The sequence below is a fragment of the Streptomyces sp. MMS24-W38 genome (assembly GCF_059889265.1).
The window spans coordinates 3,680,080-3,704,355 of the sequence record NZ_JCBCPP010000001.1 but is presented as its reverse complement, the minus strand read 5'-3'; the positions used below and the strand labels follow the sequence as shown (position 1 = coordinate 3,704,355).

Annotated in this window: 21 protein-coding genes and 1 pseudogene; 11 read left to right on the top strand and 11 right to left on the bottom strand. The window is 73.3% G+C overall.

All coding sequences use genetic code 11. The features are described 5' to 3' along the window. Positions 1-109: 109 nt before the first annotated feature. Positions 110-2,695 carry a bifunctional FO biosynthesis protein CofGH gene (locus AC6F7H_RS15815; RefSeq protein WP_500757613.1) on the bottom strand — a complete coding sequence of 862 codons (2,586 nt, stop codon included), beginning with the start codon at positions 2,693-2,695 and terminating at the stop codon, positions 110-112. Between the two features lie 101 nt (positions 2,696-2,796). Continuing rightward, positions 2,797-3,690 carry an LLM class F420-dependent oxidoreductase gene (locus AC6F7H_RS15810; RefSeq protein WP_500757612.1) on the bottom strand — a complete coding sequence of 298 codons (894 nt, stop codon included), beginning with the start codon at positions 3,688-3,690 and terminating at the stop codon, positions 2,797-2,799. 284 nt (positions 3,691-3,974) lie between these two features. On the opposite strand from AC6F7H_RS15810, the gene AC6F7H_RS15805 reads away from it, so the two are divergent. The 5 genes and pseudogenes from AC6F7H_RS15805 to AC6F7H_RS15785 all read left to right on the top strand — a co-directional run. Then, positions 3,975-5,504, top strand: a complete 1,530-nt coding sequence (locus AC6F7H_RS15805; protein ID WP_500757611.1) for a CehA/McbA family metallohydrolase — start codon at positions 3,975-3,977, stop codon at positions 5,502-5,504. A gap of 12 nt (positions 5,505-5,516) precedes the next feature. Next, positions 5,517-5,912 (top strand): nitroreductase/quinone reductase family protein, encoded by a 396-nt coding sequence (locus AC6F7H_RS15800; protein ID WP_500757610.1) that lies wholly within the window; start codon positions 5,517-5,519, stop codon positions 5,910-5,912. A 213-nt stretch (positions 5,913-6,125) separates the two neighbouring features. Beyond that, positions 6,126-9,092 carry an SARP-family global regulator AfsR gene (gene afsR, locus AC6F7H_RS15795; protein ID WP_500757609.1) on the top strand — a complete coding sequence of 989 codons (2,967 nt, stop codon included), beginning with the start codon at positions 6,126-6,128 and terminating at the stop codon, positions 9,090-9,092. 64 nt (positions 9,093-9,156) lie between these two features. Beyond that, positions 9,157-9,321, top strand: coding sequence for a hypothetical protein (locus AC6F7H_RS15790; protein ID WP_500757608.1), 165 nt, complete (start codon positions 9,157-9,159; stop codon positions 9,319-9,321). A 12-nt stretch (positions 9,322-9,333) separates the two neighbouring features. After that, positions 9,334-9,450: pseudogene (locus tag AC6F7H_RS15785) on the top strand (hypothetical protein); the annotation flags it as partial. Positions 9,451-9,525: 75 nt separating this feature from the next. Here AC6F7H_RS15785 and AC6F7H_RS15780 read toward each other — a convergent pair. The 3 genes from AC6F7H_RS15780 to AC6F7H_RS15770 are packed head-to-tail and all read right to left on the bottom strand — an operon-like array spanning position 9,526 to position 11,389. Next, on the bottom strand, positions 9,526-9,648 hold the full coding sequence (locus tag AC6F7H_RS15780) for a hypothetical protein (RefSeq protein ID WP_500757607.1): 123 nt from the start codon (positions 9,646-9,648) through the stop codon (positions 9,526-9,528). After that, positions 9,645-10,178: an isoprenylcysteine carboxyl methyltransferase family protein gene (locus AC6F7H_RS15775; protein WP_500757606.1), complete on the bottom strand. Its 534-nt coding sequence runs from the start codon at positions 10,176-10,178 to the stop codon at positions 9,645-9,647. Before AC6F7H_RS15775 ends, AC6F7H_RS15780 begins: the two co-directional genes overlap by 4 nt. Continuing rightward, positions 10,175-11,389: a type III polyketide synthase gene (locus AC6F7H_RS15770; RefSeq protein ID WP_500761842.1), complete on the bottom strand. Its 1,215-nt coding sequence runs from the start codon at positions 11,387-11,389 to the stop codon at positions 10,175-10,177. Before AC6F7H_RS15770 ends, AC6F7H_RS15775 begins: the two co-directional genes overlap by 4 nt. A 136-nt stretch (positions 11,390-11,525) precedes the next feature. Between AC6F7H_RS15770 and AC6F7H_RS15765 the strand changes: the two genes are divergently transcribed. Further along, positions 11,526-11,765 carry a hypothetical protein gene (locus AC6F7H_RS15765; protein WP_500757605.1) on the top strand — a complete coding sequence of 80 codons (240 nt, stop codon included), beginning with the start codon at positions 11,526-11,528 and terminating at the stop codon, positions 11,763-11,765. Between the two features lie 205 nt (positions 11,766-11,970). Then, positions 11,971-12,177 carry a hypothetical protein gene (locus AC6F7H_RS15760; protein ID WP_500757604.1) on the top strand — a complete coding sequence of 69 codons (207 nt, stop codon included), beginning with the start codon at positions 11,971-11,973 and terminating at the stop codon, positions 12,175-12,177. Positions 12,178-12,314: 137 nt separating this feature from the next. On the opposite strand, the gene AC6F7H_RS15755 is transcribed toward AC6F7H_RS15760, so the two are convergent. The 3 genes from AC6F7H_RS15755 to kbpA form a co-directional block, all read right to left on the bottom strand. After that, positions 12,315-12,902 (bottom strand): hypothetical protein, encoded by a 588-nt coding sequence (locus AC6F7H_RS15755; protein WP_500757603.1) that lies wholly within the window; start codon positions 12,900-12,902, stop codon positions 12,315-12,317. A gap of 105 nt (positions 12,903-13,007) precedes the next feature. Next, positions 13,008-15,374, bottom strand: coding sequence for a protein serine/threonine kinase AfsK (afsK, locus tag AC6F7H_RS15750; RefSeq protein WP_500757601.1), 2,367 nt, complete (start codon positions 15,372-15,374; stop codon positions 13,008-13,010). A 221-nt stretch (positions 15,375-15,595) separates the two neighbouring features. Beyond that, positions 15,596-16,441, bottom strand: coding sequence for an AfsK-binding protein KbpA (kbpA, locus tag AC6F7H_RS15745; RefSeq protein ID WP_500757600.1), 846 nt, complete (start codon positions 16,439-16,441; stop codon positions 15,596-15,598). A gap of 134 nt (positions 16,442-16,575) precedes the next feature. Between kbpA and AC6F7H_RS15740 the strand changes: the two genes are divergently transcribed. Further along, positions 16,576-17,211 carry a TetR/AcrR family transcriptional regulator gene (locus AC6F7H_RS15740; protein ID WP_500761840.1) on the top strand — a complete coding sequence of 212 codons (636 nt, stop codon included), beginning with the start codon at positions 16,576-16,578 and terminating at the stop codon, positions 17,209-17,211. Between the two features lie 174 nt (positions 17,212-17,385). Beyond that, on the top strand, positions 17,386-18,054 hold the full coding sequence (locus AC6F7H_RS15735; protein ID WP_500757599.1) for a pyridoxine/pyridoxamine 5'-phosphate oxidase: 669 nt from the start codon (positions 17,386-17,388) through the stop codon (positions 18,052-18,054). Between the two features lie 28 nt (positions 18,055-18,082). Here the strand turns inward: AC6F7H_RS15735 and AC6F7H_RS15730 are convergent, their stop codons facing one another. Beyond that, entirely contained in the window at positions 18,083-18,697 is a 615-nt protein-coding gene (locus tag AC6F7H_RS15730) for a GNAT family N-acetyltransferase (RefSeq protein ID WP_500757598.1), read from the bottom strand. A 148-nt stretch (positions 18,698-18,845) separates the two neighbouring features. Here AC6F7H_RS15730 and AC6F7H_RS15725 point away from each other — a divergent pair, with 148 nt between their 5' ends. Further along, positions 18,846-20,048: a flavin-containing monooxygenase gene (locus AC6F7H_RS15725; protein WP_500757597.1), complete on the top strand. Its 1,203-nt coding sequence runs from the start codon at positions 18,846-18,848 to the stop codon at positions 20,046-20,048. A gap of 63 nt (positions 20,049-20,111) precedes the next feature. Here AC6F7H_RS15725 and AC6F7H_RS15720 read toward each other — a convergent pair whose 3' ends face one another. Beyond that, a complete protein-coding gene (locus AC6F7H_RS15720) occupies positions 20,112-21,455 on the bottom strand; it encodes an MFS transporter (RefSeq protein WP_500757596.1) in 1,344 nt (447 codons plus the stop codon). A 71-nt stretch (positions 21,456-21,526) separates the two neighbouring features. On the opposite strand from AC6F7H_RS15720, the gene AC6F7H_RS15715 reads away from it, so the two are divergent. Beyond that, positions 21,527-22,648, top strand: a complete 1,122-nt coding sequence (locus tag AC6F7H_RS15715; RefSeq protein ID WP_500757595.1) for a GlxA family transcriptional regulator — start codon at positions 21,527-21,529, stop codon at positions 22,646-22,648. A gap of 449 nt (positions 22,649-23,097) precedes the next feature. On the opposite strand, the gene AC6F7H_RS15710 is transcribed toward AC6F7H_RS15715, so the two are convergent. Next, positions 23,098-23,538: an ATP-binding protein gene (locus AC6F7H_RS15710; RefSeq protein ID WP_500757594.1), complete on the bottom strand. Its 441-nt coding sequence runs from the start codon at positions 23,536-23,538 to the stop codon at positions 23,098-23,100. Positions 23,539-24,276: the final 738 nt, after the last annotated feature.

Here is a 24,276-nt window from a genome sequence, read left to right as displayed (position 1 = left end):
CCCTCACCTCCGGGGCCCGATCATCGTACTGCGACCGGGGCGGGGCAGCGGGGTGGGCCGCCCTCACCCTTCCCGGCTCGCCCCGGCTCCGTTCCGGCTCGCCCCGGCTTCAATCCAGGACCGGCAGGAGGGCCGGCAGGTGGCCGTCGGAGGCCGCCGCCGCCTGCTGTCGTTCGGCCGGGACCTCGCCGTACAGGGTGGTGCGGGGCCTGGCCGGGCGGCCCGCCGCCTCCGCGACCGCGATCAGGTCCTTGACGGACTTGTAGGAGCCGTAGGAGGAGCCCGCCATGCGGGAGATGGTCTCCTCCATCAGGGTGCCGCCGAGGTCGTTGGCGCCGGAGCGGAGCATGTCGGCGGCGCCCTCCGCGCCCAGTTTGACCCAGCTGGTCTGGATGTTGGGGATGTGCGGGTGCAGCAGGAGGCGGGCCATCGCGGTGACCGCGCGATTGTCCCGGGTGGTGGGGCCGGGGCGGGCGATGCCGGCCAGGTAGACCGGGGCGTTGGTGTGGATGAAGGGGAGCGTCACGAACTCGGTGAAGCCGCCGGTGCGTTGCTGGATGCCGGCCAGGGTGCGCAGGTGCCCGAGCCAGTGGCGGGGCTGGTCGACGTGGCCGTACATCATCGTCGAGGAGGAACGGATGCCCAGCTCGTGGGCCGTCTCGACGACCTCGATCCAGGTGGCCGCCGGCAGTTTGCCCTTGGTCAGGATCCAGCGGACCTCGTCGTCGAGGATCTCGGCGGCCGTGCCGGGGATGGAGTCCAGGCCCGCCTCCTTGGCCGCGGTGAGCCACTCGCGGACGGACAGGCCGGTGCGGGTGGCGCCGTTGACCACCTCCATCGGGGAGAAGGCGTGCACGTGCATGCCGGGGACGCGTTCCTTGACCGCCTTAGCGATGTCGAAGTACGCGGTGCCCGGCAGGTCGGGGTGGATGCCGCCCTGCATGCAGACCTCCACCGCGCCCACGTCCCAGGCCTGCTGGGCGCGGTCGGCCACCTGCCGGAGGGAGAGCGTGTACGCGTCGGCGTCGGTGCGGCGCTGGGCGAAGGCGCAGAAACGGCAGCCGGTGTAACAGACGTTGGTGAAGTTGATGTTGCGGGTGACGATGTAGGTGACGTCGTCGCCGACCGCCGTTCTGCGGACGTCGTCGGCGATCCGGCACAGGGCGTCCAGCGCCGGGCCGTCCGCGTGCAGCAGGGCGAGGGCCTCCTCGTCGGTCAGCCTCGTCGGGTCGTCGGCCGCCCTCGCCAGGGCCTGGCGCACGTCGGTGTCGATGCGCTCGGGTGTCATGCCGGGGGCGGCGGCCTCGCGCAGGGCGCCCCAGTCGCCGTATACCTCGTCGAAGTCGTCGCGGCGGTCGGCGGTACGGCCCTCGGTGTCGATGGTGTGGTGCAGGTCGGTGCGGCCACTGTCCGTGAACACCTCGTCGGGCTCCTGCCAGGGGCGGCCCTCGACCACGGCGTCCGGGAGGGCGAGGCCGGTGGCGGGGTCGGCGAGCGCCGCCACGTGCGGGCGCAGCCGCGGATCCAGCCAGGGTTCGCCGCGGGTGACGAACTCCGGGTAGACGCAGAGGCGTTCGCGCATCTCGAAACCGGCCGCCCGGGACTTCTCGGCCAGTTCCCCGATCCGCGGCCAGGGGCGTTCGGGGTTGACGTGGTCGATGGTGAGCGGGGAGACGCCGCCCCAGTCGTCGATGCCGGCCGCGATCAGCCGTCCGTACTCGGAGTCGACGAGGTTGGGCGGGGCCTGCAGGCAGGCGGACGGGCCGAGGACGTGCCGGGCCACGGCCACCGTGGCGACCAGCGCGTCGAGTTCCGCGTCCGGCATGCCGCGCATCGCGGTGTCCGGCTTGGCGCGGAAGTTCTGGACGATCACCTCCTGGATGCCGTGGTGGGCGCGGGAGACCTTCCGCAGGGCGAACAGGGACTCGGCGCGCTCCTCGTAGGTCTCGCCGATGCCGATGAGGATGCCCGAGGTGAAGGGGACGGAGGAGCGGCCGGCGTCCTCCAGGACGCGCAGCCGCACGGCCGGTTCCTTGTCCGGGGAGCCGTGGTGCGGGCCGCCGGGCTCGGACCACAGGCGGGTCGCGGTGGTCTCCAGCATCATGCCCATCGAGGGCGCGACGGGCTTGAGCCGCTGGAAGTCGGTCCAGGTCAGCACGCCCGGGTTGAGGTGCGGGAGGAGTCCGGTCTCCTCCAGGATGCGGATGGAGATCGCGCGGACGTAGGCGATGGTGTCGTCGTAGCCGTGCGCGTCGAGCCACTCACGCGCCTCGGGCCAGCGGTCCTCGGGCTTGTCGCCGAGGGTGATGAGGGCTTCCTTGCAGCCGAGGGCGGCGCCCTTGCGGGCGATGTCCAGGACCTCGTCCGGCGACATGAACATCCCGTGCCCGGCCCGGCGCAGCTTGCCGGGCACGGTGACGAAGGTGCAGTAGTGGCACGTGTCCCGGCACAGCCGGGTCAGCGGGACGAAGACGCTCTTGGAGTACGTGATGACCCCGGGCCGGCCCGCCGCCCGAAGGCCCGCGTCCCTCACCCGGGCGGCCGAGGCGCACAGGTCCTCCAGCTGCTCACCGCGCGCCTGGAGCAGGACGGTGGCCTCGGACACGTCGAGGGAGACGCCGTCACGGGCCCGCTTGAGAGCACGACGCAGGGAGTTCTCGGTCGGGCCGGTTCCGGAGGTCGCGGATGTCGTCATTCCTTGAGCATACGTTCGGGGTGATCAGGGCAAAGGGGGGGTCGGGGCCCTCCTCCCGGCCCGGTGCTCACCGGCCGTCACGGGGACCGCCGCCGGTGCCGTCACCGGGTTGCCCCACCGGTGCCGTCGCCCGCCCCGTCGCCCGTGCCGTCGACGAACGGCTGGTAGGCGTCCAGGGCCCGCAGCACTCCCGCCTCGCCCTCCGGCGGCAGCTGCACCACGACCTCCTCGATCCCGAGTTCGGCGAAGCGGGCGAGCTTGCCCGGACCGGGCTGGACGGCGTACGGGACGACCTGGAGGGCGCCGGGGTCGCGGCCGGCGTCGGCCCAGGCGGTGCGCAGCCGGGGCACCGCCTCGGACAGGCCGCGCCCGCCGATCGGCATCCAGCCGTCGGCGTACTCGCAGACGTGCGTGAACAGCTTCGGCCCGGCCGTCCCGCCGACCAGCGTGCGCGGACCGATGACGGGACCGCGCGGCTTCTGCACCGGCTTGGGGTGCGCGAAGCTGGCCCGGACGCTGCCGAACTTCCCGTTGTACGCGGTCGGTTCCTCTGCCCACAGCGACCGCATCAGACCCATCCGGTCCCGGACCAGCTCCCGCCGCGTACGCCATTCCACCCCGTGGTCGGCGGCTTCCTCGACGTTCCAGCCGAAGCCGAGCCCGAGGGTGAACCGGCCGCCGGAGAGGTGGTCGAGGGTCGCGATCTGCTTGGCCAGGTCGATCGGGTCGTGCTGCGCGGCGAGCGTGATGCCGGTACCGACGCCGAGCCGCTCGGTGACGGCCGCGGCCTGCGCGAGCGCGACGTAGGGGTCCAGGGTGCGGCCGTACTCCCGGGGCAGGTCGCCGCCCGCCGGGTAGGGGCTGGTCCGCTCGACGGGGATGTGCGTGTGCTCGGGCAGATACAGCCCGGCGAAGCCGCGCTGCTCCAGCTCACGGGCGATCCGGGTCGGGGTGATCGTCTCGTCGGTGAGGAAGATCGTGACGGCGATGCGCATGAACGGGCCTTTCGTACGCGGACGACGGACCCATCCATACCCGGGCCCGGACCTCCTGTCCATACCGACCGGTCGGGACATCGGGACGGGCGCGGCGGGGCGGGAGGACCCGCGACAGAGGGGCCGACGATGAGCGGTCTCCGTCGCCGAATCCGCTGATTCCCTTTTCTTGCACGGCAGTTCACCGTTCGATATCAGTGTGGTACCGCACCACCCCTGCACCACCCATGCACCCGTGCCCTGTCATCCGCCCTGCCATCACACGACACCCCGGGAGCAGCAGCATGTGCGAGGAGCACCGGAGCGGGATCGGCCGGCGTGCCGTCTTCCTGACGGGAGCCGCCGCCGCGCTTACGTTGGGGAGCGTGAGCTTCGCTTCCGCGGCCGGCCGCGGCGAACAGGAGACGAGGACGGTGCGCGGCACCCTCCCGCCGGGCGCCCCCGACTTCGTCTACGTCCCCGTCGAAGTACCGTACGGCGTACGGGAGATCAGGGTCGCCTACACCTACGACAGACCGTCCGTCCCGGCCGGGACCGCGGGCAACGCCCTCGACGTCGGGATCTTCGACGAACGCGGCACCGAGCTGGGCGGCGCGGGCTTCCGGGGCTGGTCGGGCGGGGCCCGCACGGAGTTCTTCCTCCGCGCGGACGACGCCACCCCCGGCTATCTGCCCGGCCCGGTGCGGGAGGGCACCTGGCACATCGCGCTGGGCCCGTACACCGTGGCCCCGCAGGGTCTGTCGTACGAGATCACCGTCACGCTGACCTACGGAGAGCCCGGCGGGACGGTCCGGCCGGTGTATCCGCCCGAGCGGGCGAAGGGGCGCGGGCGGGCCTGGTACCGGGGCGACTGCCATCTGCACTCCTGGCACTCCGACGGCCGTCGCACCCCGGCCGAGATCGCGGCGCTCGCGCGGGCGGCGGGGCTGGACTTCATCAACAGCTCGGAGCACAACACCCATTCCGCGCACGCCCATTGGGCGGACTCCGCCGGGGACGACCTGCTGGTGCTGCTGGGCGAGGAGGTCACCACCCGCAACGGGCACGTGGTCGCGCTCGGCACGGACCCCGGCACCTTCGTCGACTGGCGCTACCGGGCCCGCGACGACCGGTTCGGCCGGTTCGCCCGCCGGATCCGCGGCGCCGGGGGCCTGGTCGTGCCGGCGCATCCGCACGCCACCTGCATCGGCTGCAACTGGAAGTTCGGCTTCGGCGAGGCGGACGCCGTGGAGGTGTGGAACGGCCCCTGGACACCCGACGACGAGGTGGCCCTGGCCGACTGGGACGGCATGCTCGTCGCCTCGGTGCGGGGTGGGCGGGGCGAAAGGGGCGGGCGGGGCTGGATTCCGGCGATGGGCAACAGCGACGCCCACCGGGACCCGGACGTCGTCGGTCACCCGCAGACCGTCGTCCTCGCCGACGAGCTGTCCCGCCGGGCCGTCCAGGAGGGCATCCGCGCGGGCCGCTCGTACGTCGCCGAGTCCGCACGCGTCTCCGTCGCCTTCACGGCGTCCGGCGGGCGGGGCGAACACGCCGATATCGGCGAGCGGTTGGGCGTGGACCGGGACACGCCGGTCACCGTCCGCCTGGAGGCCGTCGGCGCCCCGCGCTGCACGGTCCGCCTCGTCACCGACCAGGGTGTCCTGCACACCAGCGCCCCGCTGCCGGTGTCCGGCTCGGGTGCCGTCGAGTGGCGGACCACCCCGGCGTACGCCGCCTACGTCCGCGCCGAGCTGCGGCACGAGACGGCTGCCGGCCCGCTGCCGGGTGTCCCGGCCGCGTTGACCAACCCGATCTTCCTGGGTCGCCGGTAGGCTCGCCGCACCATGAGCCGTCATTCCGAACGCAAGTACCGGGCCGTCACCGCCGTCCAGCGCCGGATCGCCAACCCCGTGACGCGCCGCCTCCCACTGCAGACCCTCCTGGAGACCACGGGCCGCGTCTCCGGCCTGCCCCGGCGCACTCCGGTGGGCGGGCGGCGGGTCGGGAACTCGTTCTGGCTGGTGTCGGAGTTCGGCGAGCGGTCCCAGTACGTGCGCAACATCCGCGCGGATCCCCGGGTGCGGATCCGCATCCGGGGCCGCTGGCACACCGGTACCGCCCACCCGCTGCCCGAGGACGACCCGGTCGCCCGGCTGCGCGCCCTGCCGCGCATGAACAGCGCGACGGTACGGGCGGTGGGGGCAAAACTGCTGACGGTACGGGTCGACCTGGACGACTGAGGCGGGCGGCGCCACCTCCCACTCAGCTGACGCGGCGTCAACCGTGAGAGCCGGGGCCGGTTTCGGTGACATCGACGTACCCGTGCACGCGGAAGATGTGGGGGCCTTGTGGACCAGTGCGCGCCGCCGTGTGATCGCCGTCTCGCACAGCTGACGCATTCGTCACGGACAAGGCAAACTGGCGTGGTCGTTCAGGATCCGTAGGGGGACTCCATGGAGGGTGCACCGCGAGTGCCGGAGCAGGGACGTCCCGATTCGCCGACAGCACCGCCCGAGCCGCCGGTGCTGCGCTTCAGCGTGCTCGGACCGGTGCGCGCCTGGCGCGGCGGCGAGCCCGTCAGCACCGGCAGCCCTCAGCAACGCGCCCTGCTCGCCGCCCTGTTGCTCCGCGGGGGCCGTACGGCCACGGCCGCCGAGCTGATCGACGCCCTGTGGGGCGAGGAGCCGCCCTCACAGGCGCTGGCGGCGCTGCGTACGTACGCGTCCCGGCTGCGGAAGGTGCTGGACCCCGGGGTCCTGGTCAGCGAGTCCGGGGGATACGCGGTGCGCGGGCCGGGCGAGGGCGCGCTGGACGCCGAGGTGGCGCAGCGGCTGGCCGCCGAGGCGGAGCGGGCGAAGCACGCCGGGGACCTGTGCACGGCCCGTGCGCTGCTGGACCGTGCCCTCGCGCTCTGGGACGGCGAGACGCTGGCGGGCGTACCGGGCCCGTACGCGCAGGCCCAGCGGGTGCGGCTGGAGGAGTGGCGCCTGCAACTCGTCGAGGCCCGGCTGGACATGGACCTGGAGCAGGGCTGCCACGCGGAGGCCGTCTCGGAGCTGACGGCGCTCACGGCGGCCCACCCGCTGCGCGAACGCCTGCGCGAGCTGCTGATGCTGGCGCTGTACCGCAGCGGACGCCAGGCCGAGGCGCTGGCGGTGTACGCGGACACGCGCCGGCTGCTCGCCGACGAGCTGGGCGTGGACCCGCGGCCCGGCCTGCAGGAACTCCAGCAGCGCATCCTCCAGGCGGACCCCCACCTGGCGGAGCCCTCCTCCCCCGCTCCGCCCGAGCCCGCCGCCGCTCCGGTCCGTCCCGCGCAACTGCCCGCCACCGTGCCGGACTTCACCGGCCGCGCGTCCTTCGTACGCGAACTCGGCGCGATCCTCGCCTCGGCCGAGGGCCGGGTGATGGCGGTGTCCGCGCTGGCCGGGATAGGCGGCGTCGGCAAGACGACCCTCGCGGTGCACGTGGCCCACCAGGCACGGGCCGGCTTCCCCGACGGCCAGCTGTACGTCGACCTGCAGGGCGCGGGGCAGCGGGCGGCCGAGCCCGAGACGGTGCTCGGTGCCTTCCTGCGCGCCCTCGGCACCGCCGAGGGCGCTATCCCCGACTCGCTGGAGGAACGGGCGGCGCTGTACCGGTCCGTCCTGGACGGCCGCAGAGTGCTGGTGCTGCTGGACAACGCGCGGGACGCCGCCCAGGTACGCCCCCTCCTGCCGGGCACGGAGGGCTGCGCGGCCCTGGTGACGTCCCGGGTGCGGATGGTGGACCTGGCCGGCGCCCACCTGGTCGACCTGGACGTGATGTCCCCGGACGAGGCGCTGGCCCTGTTCACGAAGATCGTCGGTGAGGAACGGGTGGCGTCGGAGCGCGAGGCAGCGCTGGACGTCGTGGCGGCCTGCGGTTTCCTCCCGCTGGCCATCCGGATAGCGGCCTCCCGGCTGGCGGCACGCCGCACCTGGACCGTCGCGGTGCTGGCGGCCAAACTCGCCGACGAACGCCGCCGCCTGGACGAGCTGCAGGCCGGCGACCTCGCCGTGAAGGCCACCTTCGAACTCGGTTACGGACAGCTGGAGCCGGCCCAGGCCCGCGCCTTCCGTCTCCTCGGCCTGGCCGACGGCCCGGACATCTCCCTGGCGGCGGCGACGGCGGTCCTCGATCTCCCGCCGGACGACACGGAGGACCTCCTGGAGTCCCTGGTGGACACCTCCCTGCTGGAGTCCGCCGCACCCGGCCGCTACCGGCTGCACGACCTGGTCCGCCTCTACGCGCGTGCGTGCGCCGAACGCGACGAGCACCCGCCGGGCGAGCGCGCCGCCGCCCTGTCCCGTCTCCTGGACTTCTATCTGGCGACGGCGGCGGGCGTGTACGCGATCGAGCGGCCCGGGGACCGGCTGGTGGACCATCTGGCCGCCACCGACCATCCCGGGCTGCGTTTCCCCGACCGGGGGCCGGCGCGGGACTGGCTCTACACGGAGGCGAACTGCCTGCTGTCCTTCGCCCGGCAGTGCGCCGACCGGCCGGACACCCTGCGCCGGAGCATCGACCTGCTGTGGGCGGCGCTCGACCTGTCGGAGTCGGGGGCCAACTCCAAGGAGTACGAGTTCACGGCGCGGACCCTGCTGGAGGCGGCCCGGAAGGTCGGTGTCGCGCAGGTGGAGGCCCGGGCGCTGATGACCCTGGCGCACGCGCACCTCGACGGCGGCCGGTTCGACCTGGCCGACGAGGAGGCCGAGCAGGTCGTCCACCTCGCACGGCGGGCCGACGACCTGCTGCCCGTGTGCTGGGCGCACAACGCCCGCGGCGTGATCGCGCTCTACCAGGGCCGTACCGCGGCCGGCGAGGAGCATCTCTCCCACGCCATCACGCACTTCCGGACGCTGGGCGACCGCCCCGGTGAGGCCAGCGCGCTCTGCAACCTCTCGCGGATCCGGCTGGCCACCGGCAGCACGGACAGCGCCGTGGCACTCGCGCAGCAGGGCATGGAGATCTACGACGCCATGGGCAACTCCATGCGCGGTGCGAACGGCCGGTACGCGCTGGGCATGGCCCTCACCCAGAGCCACCGCCTGGTCGACGCGGCCGACCGGCTCCTCGAGGCGCTGGAGGTCTTCCGGGACAGCCGGCAACGGCTGTGGGAGGGCATGACCCTCTTCCGCCTGGCGGAGGTCGACATCGCGGGGCAGCGCTACGCCCCGGCCGCGGCGAACGCGGAGATGGCGCTGACGGTGCTGCGCGGCATCGGCGGGCAATGGCGGCGCGGCAACGTCCTGACGGTGCTGGGGCACGCCCTCACCGGCGTCGGCCACACGGGCCGCGCCCGCGTCTGCTGGGAGGAGGCCATGCGCATCTACGAGGCCCTGGGCTCACCGGAGGCCACGGCGGTACGCGCCCTGCTGACTCCCGTCGAGGCCGCCTGAACGTTCGCCGACCGCGGGTGACGGCGGCGCCGCGTGGCACGGGCCGGCCGGTGACGACGCGTGGATGCCCGTGGCCGCGACACGGCTGGGCCCGATCGCGGGGACGCCGGCCGGCTCGATGCTGTCCGGCCCGGACCGGCTGTCCCCGCACGAGCGCGGGCGCCTGCTGGACACCGTGGTCGCCTCCTGCGCGTCCGGGACGGTCGCGGCGGTCACCCGCGACCTGTAATGCCACCGCGACACGGTGCTCAACCGGCTGAGCCGTTCCACCGAGCTGACCGACCTCCACCCCACCGGGCCGGCGGAGGCGGCCACCGTCCTGTTCGCCCTGCGGTGCTCCCGCAGCCGTGGCGGGTGACACCGGCGGACCGTGGGACACCGGCGCTCCGGTGGCCGGGGATCGCGGACGACCGCGGCCCGCGGACGGCCGGGCTCACGCCAGGGCGTTCACCGCTGCGGCGAAGAGGTGGGGCAGGCGGGTGGCCGTGGGGGTGATGTGGTGGGCGAGGGCGGCGGGCCCGCCTCCGACGATCAGCAGGTCGTGGGTGCCGTTCACGCGGGGACCGCCTGGGTGAGGGCCGTGTTCTCGCAGCGGATCCGGACCGTGAGCAGCATCGCGTTGGCGAGGGTGAACGCCGTCGCGGTCAGCCACGCGGAGTGCACCAGGGGCAGCGCGACGATCTCCACGACGACCGCGACGTAGTTGGGGTGGCGCAGGAGACGGTAGGGGCCCGCCCCGACCAGGCGTGCTCCGGGGACGACGATGACGCGGGTGTTCCAGTACGGACCGAGGGTGGTGACGCACCACCAGCGCAGGGCCTGGGCCAGTACGGCGAGCGCCAGCATGGGCAGGCCGAGAGCGGGCAGGAACGGCCGGCCGGCGAGGAGCACGGGTTCGAGCAGGCAGCACGCGAGCAGGCCCGTGTGCAGGGCGACCATGACGGGGTAGTGGCCCCGGCCGTGCTCCACACCGGCGCGGGCGAGGGTCCAGGCCGCGTTGCGCCGGGCGACGGCGAGTTCGGCGACGCGCTCGGCGGCGACGGCGAGGACCAGGAGTACGTACCACCACTGCACGGGGGCGCTCACCAGCGCAGCAGGACGAGTTCGGAGCAGAAGCCCGGGCCCATCGCCAGGAGCAGGCCCCAGGTGCCGGGTTCGGGGCCGCGGGCTTCCAGGACGCTCTGCAGGATGTGCAGGACCGAGACCGAGGACATGTTCCCCACCGTCGCGAGGGAGCGCCACGCGGACTCCAGGGCGTCGCCGGGCAGGCCGAGGGTGTCGGTGACGGCGGAGAGGACCTTGGGGCCTCCCGGGTGGCACACCCAGGTTCCGATGTCGTCGGTGGTGAGGCCGTGTTCCGCGAGGAAGGCGCGCACGTGCCGGCCGAGGTGGTCGCGGACGACGCCGGGCACCCCGGCGTCGATCACGACGCGGAAGCCGCCGGCTCCGATGTCCCACCCGAGGAGTGGTGCGGTGTCCGGGTAGAGGTGGCTGCGTGTGGCGATCACCGAGGGGGCGGGGCCGGCCGCGTCCGGTTCACCGTTGTTCCTCCCGCCGGCGCTCCCCCACTCGCCGGCACTGCCCGCGCCGCGTGCGACGAGTGCCGCCGTGCCGTCGCCGAACAGGGCGCCGGCGACCAGGTTGGCGCGGCGGTCGTCACGGTGCTGGAGCGTCAGCGAGCACAGTTCGACGGTGAGCAGCACCGCGGTGTCGTCGGGGTGACCGAGCAGGTGGTCGTGCACCCTCGCGAGGCCGGCGGCGCCCGCCACACAGCCCAGGCCGAAGACCGGAAGCCGCTTGACGTCGGGCCGCAGCCCCACGCGCCCCGCCAGTCGGGCGTCGAGCGAGGGGGCGGCGACGCCGGTGATGGAGGCGCACACCAGCAGGTCGACGTCGGCCGGTGCGAGCCCCGCCTGCTTCAGCGCGCCGGTGAGGGCTTCCTCGCCCAGTTCGAGGCCGACCGCCAGCCAGGCGTCGTTGCGCAGCCCGAAGTCCCTCAGACCGGCGTACCGCTCGATCGGCAGGGCGAGGTGCCGGGTGCGGACGCCTGCGGACGCGTGCAGGCGGCGCAGTGCGGCGCGGTCCGCGCCCGGGGGCAGGCACAGGTCGCCGATCGGCTCGGTCAGGTCGGCCTGGGCGTATCGGTGCGGCGGCAGCGCGGTGTGGACGGCGGCGATCACAGACGGCGCGGTCGGCACGGCCGTCGCGGCCGTCGCGGCCGTACGGCGCGGGACGGCGGTCGGGGAGGTCGAGGTGGTCGGGGAGGGGGCATGGTCGGCGATCAGGGGGACACGCATGTCGGTCATGTCTCCCCCGCATCGGCTGCCTGACCACCTTGCGTATGTGTCTCTCCACCCGTCCGGGGCCCTCCGACGCTCGACGCGCCGGGTCCCGGTGTTGCTGCGTTCCTGTCGTCCGGAGCCGACGGTCGCCGTGACGGTGTTCGTGACCGCTCTGGCCGTGGCGGCGGCCGTGCTGGTGGTCGTCGCGGGGCCGCCCGGGGCGGTGGGGAGGCCGGGGTGGACGCTGGGGACGGCGGGCGGGATCGTCGCGGTCGCGGGTACGGCGGTACCGTCGGCGGACCGGAGCCGGTGGCCGTTCCGGGCGGCGGTCGTGGTGGCCGGGACGGCCGCGGCGCAGCTCCTGCTCCGGGGCTCGGACATGGCTTCTTGACGCCGGCGTTCATCATTCGTTTATCGCCGGGCGCCATCGTGGAGTCAGTCGATCCGTCGTGTCGGGGGGCAGACGGGTCGTCATCGAAGGCCGCTGTACCGGCCCACCAGGGTCGAGCGGCCGAGAGGCCCGTCCGGTCGTCCTCGGGGGAATGCCCGGGCGGGCCTCATGACGACGAACACCACACAGGGGAGACCGAGGAATCATGAGTGACGAGCAGGTCGTCAAGCCGCAGGACATCCACGCCACCTCGGAGCCGCTCGACACGAAGAGCGCGGACCCGAAGGCCCCCAAGGCCCCTGAGGCAGAGGTCGGCGGAGCGACCACCCAGGGCGACATCCACGCCACCGACGAGCCCCTGGAGACCAAGGACATCCACGCCACGTCGGAGCCGTTCAAGCCGACCCGGTAGACCACACCCGCACGGGGAAACAGCTGGGCCGCGACGGCGCGGAGGGGGAGCCGTCGCGGCCCAGCCGTGTGCGCGGCCCGTCCGCCGGTCTCGCCCAGGGCCCGCCCAGGGCTTGCGCGGGGTCGGAGCCTGGCGGGTCAGCGGGTGCCCGGGGCGTACCGGTCGGGGGCGCAGGCGGAAACCCGGGCGGCGCGTTCGTGGTCGCCGCCGACCTTCACCCGCGCGGTCGCCGTACCGCCGGCGGCCACGGCGACCCGCTGCGCCGGGGAGGCGACCCTGTGCCCGGCCCTGTCCGCGAAGGCCACGGTGACGGTGAAGACGCCGTCGACGGTATTGGGGTTGGTGACGCGGACGGTCGCGTACGGGACCGTCTTCGAGGCGCAGCTCAGCAGTTCCACGGTCGCGTCCCGGAGGGACGAGGACGAGCCCCCGCCACTCCCGCCGGTGCTGCTGCCGCCCGTGTCAGCGTCGTCGCCGTAGTCGTAGTTGTCGTCGTAGTAGTCGTCGTAGTCGTCGTAGTAGTCGTCGTCATCGTCATCGTCGCGGTGGCTTCCGCCGCCGGACCTCGACGACGAGTCGTGGTCCTGCGACGAGCTGCTGCACCCGCCACCGCCGTCCCCGCCATCACCGCGGCCGTGACCGCGTCCGGTCGAGAAGCCGGTGAGGGTGAGGACGACCAACGCCGCCACCGCTGTGAGCTTGAGAGTCTTCCCCCGTGACCGCATGTCCGGCAGACTGCCAGCCCCCTGTCACGAGCACGTCACCACCGGGCGACCGTCGCGTACCCGCCGGGGCGGCGGGCCCGGCGGGCCCCTGACAGGGGGCCGCCGTCACGTCGTACGTGCTGTGCCCGTCCCCTTCTCCGCGTCCAGGGCGTAGACGCAGCGGTCCTTGCTGCACGCGTAGACGACGCCGTCCCGGACGACCGGGGAGCCGGTGATCTCACCGCCGGTCGCCAGTTTCCATCTCAGGCGGCCGTCGTCGGCCTTCAGCGTGTAGAGCAGATGGTCCGTGGAGCCGAAGTGGATGCGGCCCTCGGCGACCGCGGGGGCGCCCACGATGTCGCCGCCGGCCTGGAAGCGCCACTTGGGCGTGCCGGTGACGGCGTCCAGGGTGTAGAGGCCCTTGCCGCTGCCGACGTGGACGTGGCCCGCGGCGACCAGGACCGGTTCGATCGAGGCGCGGGCCTCGGTGGCGATGCGCCAGCGGTCGCGGCCGTCGGTGGCGTCGAGGGCGTAGACCGTGCCGAGGTAGTCGGCGAGGTAGACGCCTCCGCCGGTGACCGCCGGACCGGAGACGAAGGTGGGCTGCGAGAGGAAGACCGCCGGCGCCTCGAAGTGCCAGCGGACGTGCCCGCCGACGACGTCCAGGGCGAGGACGCGGGTGCCCGCGGAGACGTACACGTACCCGTCGGGGGCGTGGGTGAGGCGGACCGGGACGCCGCCGCAGGAGGCCGCGTCGCCGATGGGGTACGACCAGCGCTCGTCGCCCGTGCGGGCGTCCAGGGCGCGCAGACGGGCGTCCTGCCAGACGTAGACCGTGCCGTCGTGGACGGCGGGGCCGGCCTCCGGGGTCTCGAAGTCGGTCTGGCAGCCGGTGACCTCCCACAGCTTCTGGCCGGTGGAGGCCTCCCACGCCTGGACGCCGCCGCCCCTGGTGCCGGTGACGACGGTGCCGTGGTCGGCCTGGAGGGAGTACACCCAGGCGTCCGTGGACAGCCGCCACAGATCGCCGCCCTCACGGGCGTCCAGGGCGAACAGGGTGGGGCCGTCGGATGCGTGGATGCGGCCGTCGGCGACCGCCATCGACCAGGCGACGTCCCGGGTCTTGAACCGGCGGCGGCCGGTGGCCACGTCGAGGGCGTGCACCTCGAAGGAGGTGACGTAGACGAGGTCGTCGGCGACGGAGGGGGTGCCCCAGACGTCGTTGGACATCCGGAAGCGCCACGGCCGCCAGCCGCTCGGCTGCTCCGGCGGCAGGGGCGGCACGGGCGGCGCCATGGTCACGGGGACGGCGGGGTCGGCGCCGTTGACGCCGGGGCGGGGCTTGGACCAGGAGGCGGCGAGGGCGGCCTCCGGCGGGGGCGCCTTGACGGCGGCGGCGCGGACGTCGGCGACGCGCGGGCCGGGGCCGATGGGCACCGGGGCGCCGGCCAGCCGTACCGGGCCGGTGTCGGGGGCGCCGACCGGCACGGGCGGGTGCGGCGGCGGGATCACGGGGTCGTGCGCGGGCGGGGGCGGGACCGGGAGGCGGGCGGCGCTGAGGCTGCGGCCCCCCGCGGGGGCGGGACGGGCGGGCGGTCGGCCGCCCCGGCGGCCCTCGATCAGGCTCACCGCCCGCTCGGGCAGCCACGCGGAGGCCGTGCCGCTGTCGTCGGAGCCGGAGCCGAACAGGTGCGGGGCGAGCTGGGACTGCAGGTCGGCGGGGCTGGGCCGGACCGGGGCCTCCATCTGCATGCAGGACTCGATCAGCGGACGCAGTTCGTCCGGGAGGCCCTCCAGGTCCGGGCCCTCGCGCAGCAGCATGAAGACCGTCTCGACCGGGTTCGCGCCGTGGAACGGGGCGTGCCCGGTGGCCGCGAAGACCAGGGTGGAACCGAGCGAGAACACGTCGCTGGCGCCGGTGACGCTGCGGGAGTCCTTGGCCTGCTCGGGGGACATGTAGGCGGGGGTGCCGACGGCGACGTTCGTCATCGTCAGACGGGTGTTCGACACGCCGGAGGCGATACCGAAGTCGATCACCCGGGGGCCGTCCTCGACGACGAGGACGTTGGACGGCTTGAGGTCGCGGTGGACGAGTCCGGCGCCGTGGATGGAGTGCAGCGCCTCCGCCACCCCGGCCGCCAGCCAGCGCACCGCCTGGGCCGGCATCGGCCCGCACTCGTTCACTATCTCCTCGAGGGAGGGTGCGGGAACGTACGCGGTGGCCAGCCACGGCACGGCGGCACGCGGATCGGCGTCCACCACGGCCGCGGTGTAGAACCCGGAGACCGCGCGGGCCGCCTCCACCTCGCGGGTGAAGCGGACGCGGAACAGCTGGTCCTCGGCCAGCTCGGTCCGGACGGTCTTGATCGCCACGCGCCGCCCGGACGCCGAGCGCGCGAGATAGACCAGCCCCATCCCGCCGGCCCCCAGCCGTCCCAGCACCTCGAACGGCCCGATACGCCGCGGATCGTGCTGCGTCAGCTGATCCACCACTTGCCTGCCACCTCCCCGTACGAATCGCGCCACCACCTGTACGCGACCGAAGTGCAGCGTCTCACCACCGCAGCCCCGTGGCGGCACGCACCCCGATTGTTCCTGTCCGGGGCGCCGGTTGCGAACCCGGCGACATAGGGGGTGTCTAGTCTTATATGCAAAATAATGGGACGGACGGGGAGCCGAGAACCCCCGGGACGGCCGGTCAGTGGGCCATCGGGTCAGTGGGCCAGGAGGGCGAAGGACGCGCCCTGGTCGTCGGTGACCACGGCCACCGTGCCGTAGGAGGTGTCGAAGGGCGGGACCTGGACGCGGCCGCCGAGCCGGGTCACCTCCGCCATGGTGGCCTCGGGGTCCTCGACGGCGAAGTGGACGAGGAAGTGGGGCGGCATCTCGGCCGGGAAGACGTCGGAGACCGGGGCACGGCCGAAGTCGGGCTCGACGCCCTCACCGAACAGGGCGTCGTGGAAGAGGCCGCCGTAGAAGGCGTTGGCCGCCTCGGTGTCCCGGGTGTAGAGCTCGGCCCAGGCGAAGCTCCCCCGCTCGTGCCGACGCCCGAAGCCGGGGCGGTCACCGGGCTGCCACAGGGCGAACACGGCGCCCTCGGGGTCGGTGACGAGTGCGGTGACGCCGAGTTCGCCGACCGGACGCGGCGCCGAGACGAGTTGTCCGCCGGCCGCGACGATCCGTCGGCACAGCGCCCCGACGTCAGGGGTCGCGAAGGACACCGTCCAGACGGTGGGGAGCCGGCCGTCCGTCTTGTGCGCGAGGGACGCCACCGGCTCACCGCCGAGCAGCGCCCGCACGGTTCCCAGGGGCGGGGAAGCCTGCGCTGGGCCCGACGGCGCGGGCTGCGAGGCCGGGGCGGGCCACTCGGGCTGCTCGGGCTGGTCCTCGAACGTCCACTCGAAGAGTTCGCCGTAGAACCGCTTGCCCGCCTCCACGTCGGGAAGCTGCGCGTCGACCCAGCAAGGGGTGCCCTCTGGGTACTCCGATGCCCTGTTTTCGGCGTTTCCAGCTTTTCCAGCTTTTCCAGCTTTTTCGGCGTTTTCGGCGTTTTCGGCCATACAGTCAAACTAGCCGTGCCGCACGCACCGCGCAGACCAGGCACACCAGGCGTCGAGAGCCCGCACACCCCATTTGCAGTCGGCCGAATCGCGCTCCGATCACCCGTCGGTAAGCTGACGTCATGACAGGACAAGTGCGTACCGTCGACGGCCGCGTGGCCGGTCGGCGTGGGCAGGCGACCCGGCAGAAGCTGCTCGACTGCCTCAGCGAGATGCTCAGCTCCTCCCCCTACCGGGATGTCAAAGTCATCGATGTCGCCCGCAGGGCGGGGACTTCGCCCGCGACCTTCTACCAGTACTTCCCGGACGTCGAGGGCGCCGTTCTCGAGATCGCCGACCAAGTGGCCGCCGACAGCGCCGGGTTGAGCGAGCTCCTGGAGGGCCGCTCCTGGGTCGGCAAGGCGGGCTGGCAGACGGCACAGGAACTTGTCGACGGTTTTCTGGACTTCTGGCGGAAGAACGACGCGATCCTGCGAGTCGTCGACCTCGGCGCCGCCGAGGGCGACAAGCGCTTTTACAAGATCCGTATGAAGGTCCTCAACTCGGTGAACAGCTCCCTCACGGACGCCGTCGCCGAGTTGCAGTCCAAGGGCCGGGTCGACAAGGACGTGAACCCGGCCGCGGTGGCCGGTTCCCTGGTCGCCATGCTCGCGGCGGTCGCCCTGCACCAGAAAGGTTTCACCTCCTGGGGCGTGAAGCAGGCCGAACTCAAACCCAATTTGGCCCTGTTGATCTACCTGGGCGTCACCGGCAAGAAGCCGACGAGGTAGGCGGATGCCGGCGACACTTCCCCGGTCCTCCATTTCGCACTTCACGTCCTGTCAGGCAGGCGGTGGTTCACTCCGGTGAGCCACCGCCTGTCGCATGTCACGACACCTCGCCGGTCCCGCCGTCGACCCGGCTGCCGGACTGCCGCCCCGGACACGTCCGGGCAGACTCGGGGCATGGGAACCGATCTTCATGAGCTGTTGAAGTCACTGCGGGTGTGGGATCCGGAGGTCACCGACCTGCCGGAGCTGGACCGGGCCGCCGCCCCCGCCGAGCCGCTGCCGCTGTTCACCCGGTGGTTCGCCGAGGCGGTGGCGGCCGGTCAGCCCGAGCCGCACACCATGTCGCTGGCCACGGCGGACGCCGAGGGGCTGCCCGACGTACGGATCGTGATGCTGCACGGCGCGGACGCGGACGGCTGGTCCTTCGCGACCCACGCCCACAGCCGCAAGGGCGGTCACCTCGCCGCCCGCCCGTATGCCGCGCTGGCCTTCTACTGGTCGGCGCTGGGCCGCCAGGTCCGGGTCCGCGGGCCCGTCGGCACCGCCCCGGCCGAGGAGGCGCAGGCCGATCTGCACGCCCGTTCGACCGGGGCGCTGGCCGCCGCGCTCACCGGCCGCCAGAGCGAGGTGCTCGGCTCGCCCGAGGAACTGGCCCGCGCCTCGGAGGCCGCCTGGGAGCGGGCCCGGCGGGAGCCGGACGCCCCGGCTCCGTCCTGGACCCTGTACCACCTGCGCCCGGACGAGGTGGAGTTCTTCCAGGGCGACGCCCTCCGCCGTCACACCCGGCTGCGCTACCGCCGCTCGCCCCGGGAGGGCTGGACGCGGGAACTGCTCTGGCCGTGAGGTCCGCGGTGGGGCCTTCGACGAGCCTTCAGCAGCCCTTCGGCGGGGCCGGCTCCGGGTCCGTGGCGAGGCGGGCGTGCAGGTGGGAGTCCCGGAAGGCGTCGTGGCTGCCCTCCGCGAACATCGCCTCGCGCAGGACCCCCTCGGGAAGGAACCCGCACCGTTCGGCGATCCGGCAGGACACCTCGTGTTCGACCGCGTGGTCCAGTTCGAGCCGGTGCAGGCCGAGTTCGGTGAACGCCCACCGCGCGGCGAGCAGCAGCGCCCGGGTGGCCACGCCCCGGCGGCGGGCCTCGGGCAGCACCCAGTAGCCGACCATGCCCAACCCCTGCACCGGCCGGACGTCGTTGACACCGATGTGCCCCAGTGGCGTACCGGTGTCCGCGTCGGCGATCCGGAAGGACACGGTCGTGCCGTCCTCGGTCCACTGCGCCCTCCTGCGCAGCGCCTCCCGGGCGCCCGCGACGTCCGTGACCGGCCGGAGCGGGGTGTTCCAGCGATGGAACTCCGGGTCCGTGGTGCCGCGCAGCCACACCTCGGCGTCGGACCGGGACGCCGGGTCCCAGGGGCTCAGGTGCAGACCGTGGCCGTGGAGTTCGGGGAGGGACCGCAAGGAGTGCGGGTGCGCATGCGTATCAGCCATACGGGTCATTCAAACCTGCACGGTCGGCCGGGACGCGAGAATTTCCGTCACTTGACCTCCCCCCTGTACCTACATACGTGATCAATCCGCAACCAATTCCGGTCTTGACCGATACCCATCAACCTGGTGCGTGATTACGCTCGCGCTCATGGCCGACTCCACCACGCCCCCGAACCCCACCGCACCGCCCCGGGGAGACCGCCCCGTCTACGTCGTCGGCGGTGGTCCCGGCGGCCTCGCCGTCGCGTACTCGCTGCGCGCCCGGGGCGTGCGGGCCGTCGTCCTGGAACGGTCCGAGCACGTGGGGGCGTCCTGGCGGCGCCACTACGACCGGCTGCGCCTGCACACCACGCGGCGCCTGTCCGCGCTGCCCGGCCTGCCGATACCGCGCCGGTTCGGGCGGTGGGTGGCCCGTGACGACATGGTCCGTTACCTGGAGAAGTACGCCGAGCACCACCGCCTCGAGATCGTCACCGGCGTCGAGGTCTCCCGCGTCGAGCGCACCGCCGACGACACGGGCTGGCTGCTGCGCGCCACCGGGGGCCGCGAACTGACCGGCGCCGCGGTCGTGATCGCCACCGGCTTCAACCACACGCCCCGCCTGCCCGACTGGCCCGGCCGGGAGACCTACACCGGCGAGTTCCTGCACGCGTCCGAGTACCGCAACGCGAAGCCCTTCGCCGACCGGGACGTCCTCGTCGCGGGCATCGGCAACACGGGCGCGGAGATCGCCGTCGACCTGGTGGAGGGCGGCGCCTCCCGGGTGCGGCTGTCGGTCCGTACCGTGCCGCACATCGTGCGCCGCTCGACCGCGGGCTGGCCCGCCCAGCGCTCGGCCGTCCTGGTGCGCCGGCTGCCGGTCGGGCTCGTGGACCGGCTGTCCCGGGCGCAGGCCAAGGTGGCGCTGCCCGACCTCTCGGCCCAGGGCCTGCCGCGCCCCGACAAGGGCCTCTACAGCAGGGTGCTGGAGGGCGCCATCCCCGTACAGGACGTCGGGCTGGTCGACGCCGTACGGCGGGGCAGGGTGGAGATCGTGGCCGCCGTGGCGGGGTTCGAGGACGGCGAGGTCGCCCTCGCCGACGGCACCCGCGTCGGCCCCGACGCGGTGGTCGCGGCCACCGGGTACGTCCGCGGCCTGGAGGGTCTCGTCGGCCACCTCGGCGTCCTCGACGACCGGGGAAGACCGGTGACCCGCGGCGCCGGCACCCCGCCCCACGCTCCCGGCCTGTACTTCACCGGCTTCACCAACCCCATCAGCGGCAACCTCCGCGAGTTGGCCATCGACGCGGAGAAGATAGCCAAGGCGGTGACCCGCCACGGGGCACCGGGAATCTCCCGACCACCCCGATGACTTTCGCTCATCAACTCAGCCTGTAACAGCTATTTCTGACGCCGTGCCAGTTCAGTGACCCGACTACCCCGAATACACGGTCGCAGCACCGGCCGCCGGTCGGCGCCGGATGACCAGGGCCATCAGGGCCGCCGTCGCGCACAGGGCACCGGAGGCGTACCAGACCACGTCGTACGAGCCGAAGACGTCCCGTGCGACACCGCCGAGGAAGGCGACGAGGGCGGCGCCGATCTGGTGGGAGGCGAGGACCCAGCCGAAGACGATCGGGCTGTCGTCGCCGTAGTGCTCGCGGCACAGCGCGAGGGTGGGCGGGACGGTGGCGACCCAGTCGAGGCCGTAGAAGACGATGAAGAAGATCATCGGGGGCTGGACCGTGGGGGCCAGGAGGATGGGCAGGAAGAGCAGGGAGACGCCGCGCAGGGCGTAGTAGACGGCGAGCAGGCGGCGCGCGTCGAAGCGGTCGGTGAACCAGCCGGAGGCCACCGTGCCGACGACGTCGAACACACCGATGACGGCCAGCAGGGAGGCGGCGGCGGTGATCGGCATGCCGTGGTCGTGGGACGCGGGCACGAAGTGGGTCTGGATCAGGCCGTTCGTGGAGGCACCGCAGATCGCGAAGGTGCCCGCGAGCAGCCAGAACGGGCCCGTGCGCACCGCCGAGGCCAGCACCTTGAGCGCGCGCCGGGCGGCGCCGGGGACGGGTGCGGGCTTGGGCACGAACTCCGTCGCACCGTACGGCTTCTGGCCCACGTCGGCCGGGTGGTCGTGCAGCAGCAGCCAGACGAAGGGGACGGCCGCGAGTGCGGCGAGCGCCACCGTGACGGCCGCCGGACGCCAGTCGTGCCGCTCGACGATCCAGGACAGCACGGGGAGGAAGATCAGCTGTCCGGACGCGGACGCCGCGGTGAGGATGCCGGTGACCAGGCCTCGGCGTGCGGTGAACCAGCGGTCGGTGACGGTCGCGGCGAACGCCAGCGCCATGGAGCCGGAGCCCAGGCCCACCAGCAGACCCCAGCACAGCAGGAGCTGCCACGCCGCCGTCATCCACACCGTCAGTCCCGAGCCGAGCGCGATCACGGTCAGCGCCACCGCGACGACCCGCCGGATGCCGTAGCGGTCCATCAGCGCCGCCGCGAAGGGGGCGGTGAGCCCGTACAGCGCGAGGTTGACGGAGACCGCGGCGCCGATGGTCCCTCGTGACCAGCCGAACTCCTCGTTCAGCGGATCGATGAACAGCCCCGGCACCGAGCGGAAGGCGGCGGCCCCGATGATCGTCACGAACGTGACGGCGGCGACGAACCACGCGCGGTGGATGCGGGGGCGAGGAGCCCGGAACCGAAGGGCGCGCCGGCGCAGCCCGTCACCGGGACGCTCCACGGCGTCGGCCGTCCTGCTTGTCTGGGTCACGCCATAGAGCTTCCGGAAACCGGCCTGACGCATCGAGTGGCCTGAAGGACAGCATTCGCTAGGATCGGGCCGTGGGATCGACAGGCTCCACCTCCAGCGCCCCGGGTGCCGGCACCGACGCCGGCACCTTCAGGCCCCATCGTGTCGTCGTCCTCGCCCTGGACGGGCTGCTCCCCTTCGAGTTGGGCATTCCGCACCGCATCTTCGGCCGCCCCGGGGACGCCGCGGGGCGGCCGCTGTACGAGGTGGTCACCTGCTCCGTCCGGCCGCCCGGACCGGTCCGGACCGACGCCGACTTCGCCATCCACGTCGTCCACGGCCCGGAGGCCCTCGCCACCGCCGACACGGTGGTCGTCCCGGCCTCCTACGAGCTCGGCCCGGTGTACGAGCGGGGCGAGCTGACCGGCGAACTGGCCGCCGCCCTCGCCCGCGTCCGCCCCGGCACCCGGCTCGCCTCCATCTGCACCGGCGTCTACGTCCTCGCCGCCGCCGGCCTCCTCGACGGCCGCCCCGCGACCACGCACTGGGCGGACGCCGAGCGCTTCCAGCGGCTCTTCCCCCGCGTCGACGTCGACCCGGACGTGCTGTTCATCGACGACGGCGACATCCTGACCTCCGCCGGCGTCGCGGCCGGCATCGACCTGTGCCTGCACATGGTGCGGCGCGACCACGGTGTCGCCGTGGCCAACGACGTGGCACGCCGCACGGTCGTACCGCCGCACCGCGACGGCGGGCAGGCGCAGTACATCGAGCGGCCGGTGCCCGATCAGCAGCAGACGTCCACGACGGGCGCCCGCGCCTGGGCGCTGGGCCGGCTGCACGAGCCGATCCAGCTGCGCGACATGGCCCTCCAGGAGTCGATGTCGGTACGCACCTTCACCCGCCGCTTCCGCGCGGAGACCGGTGCCAGTCCGGGGCAGTGGCTCACCCGGCAGCGGGTGGAGCGGGCCCGGCATCTGCTGGAGTCCACGGACCTGTCCGTGGACCGGGTGGCCGGTGACGCCGGTTTCGGTACCGCCCAGTCACTGCGGCAGCACTTCCAGGCGGCGCTGGGGGTGACGCCGTCCGCGTACCGGAGGACGTTCCGGGACGGAGACGCGGGCGCACCCCGGCCCGAAAAGTTGTCCACAGCCTGTGGAGGAACCGGCCGCCGCTCTGCGGGACTCCAGGGCTCCACCACCCCAGGACCCTGATCCGTCCGCGGTACACGACACCGGCGACGGCGATCGCCCTCCCGACGGCGACGGCGGCGCGGTGCCGCTCGGTCCCGAGCGCGGCGGCACCGCACCGCCTTCCGACTCCGGCGCTCCCTCCCCGGGCTCCCCTCGACCACAAAGGGAACCGACGCCGCAGTCGCGACCCACACTCGCCGAGGACTCCCGTCGTCGAAGCCCTCGCCGTCCCCTCGCAGCGAATCGCTGACGAACAGAGTGATCAAGTGGTCACGGCACGTCAATGCCGATTCATGGCCTTACGGATGACTCTGCGCCATATGCCCGGTTATTCGTCGGCCGCGCACGGAAGCACACCCGGCGCACCGGCTCACCCCCCGGCCCGCGCGACCGTCCCCTCGTGCATCCGTGCACCGATCCATCGACACATCGCCACGGCCGCGCGTCCACCCGCCGGCTCCGCGCGCGCCCTACACCGCCTCGTACGCGACTTCACCACAGGCCGGGGCGGACTCCCGCCCGGCCGTGCCGCGGTCCAGTTCGCACCAGATGCGCTTGCCGGTGCCGTCGGAACTCCACCCCCAGCGGTCCGCCAGGCCGTCGACGAGGGCGAGCCCGCGCCCACCGGTCGCCTCGCCGCCCGCACAGCGCGGCACCGGCGCGCTGCTGCTCCGGTCGGCCACCTCCAGGCGGACGGTGGCCTCCCCGGCCGCCACATCCCTCAGGGACAGTCTCAGTACGGCCGGACAGCCGGTGTGCACGACGGCGTTGGTGACGAGCTCCGAGACGAGAAGGATCAGCGTCTCGGACAGCGGCTCGTCGACCTCTATCCCCGACCCGGCCAGGCGTGAGCGGGTCCACTGCCGGGCCCGCCCCACCTCAGCGGGGTCGGGCCGGATCTCCAGTTGCACTTGAAGCACCTGCACCGCTCACACCATCCGAACCGGCGGACACTTGGACTCGCGCCTCACGAGGGCCACGATCGTAGCCATTCTCTGCATGGCCAGAACAACGGCCGGGACAGGGGTCACGGAACGTGAGTCCCTTGTGGGACAGCATGGTTGACGTACAGTCACGCCAACAAGCGCTTCGGGCATATTCCAGCGCGAAGGAGTACTCGTGCGGCATACTGTGCGACGCCCACCCCGGTCGGCCGAACAGGCGGTGGCGGCAGGCCCGGTCGCACGGCGAACAGCGGCAGACGCTGACATTTCCGGGGCCGTCCCGAAGACGGCTCCCGTACTGTGCGTGCTCACGACCACTCGCATCCCACACAAGGTACCGGAGCGGGCGGCCGACTCCGGGCCGTGACGAGTCACGTACAGGACACAACACGGCATCAACGCTCCGTGACCTCGTTGTGCCACAATCCGCGACATCCGAGCGGGAGCGCTCCAGGACATCGCAGACGAAGAGGCGGGGCAGGCCGTTCCGGCGGGCAGTTCGACGACGGACACCCCCCTCGCTCTCCGTCACCGTTTCCGCACGCCGAGTCCGCACCCAGGCTTTTTCGTGGGCAGCCGGGCCGCCGTGACGCCCGCGGGGTCGACGGTGACGGCCGCCCCGTGGACGGCGGCGCGGGGGCTCTCCGCGCGGGCCGGCATCCCGGCGCACCGGTCGGGCCACCGCCCGGAAGGTCCCGATCGGCC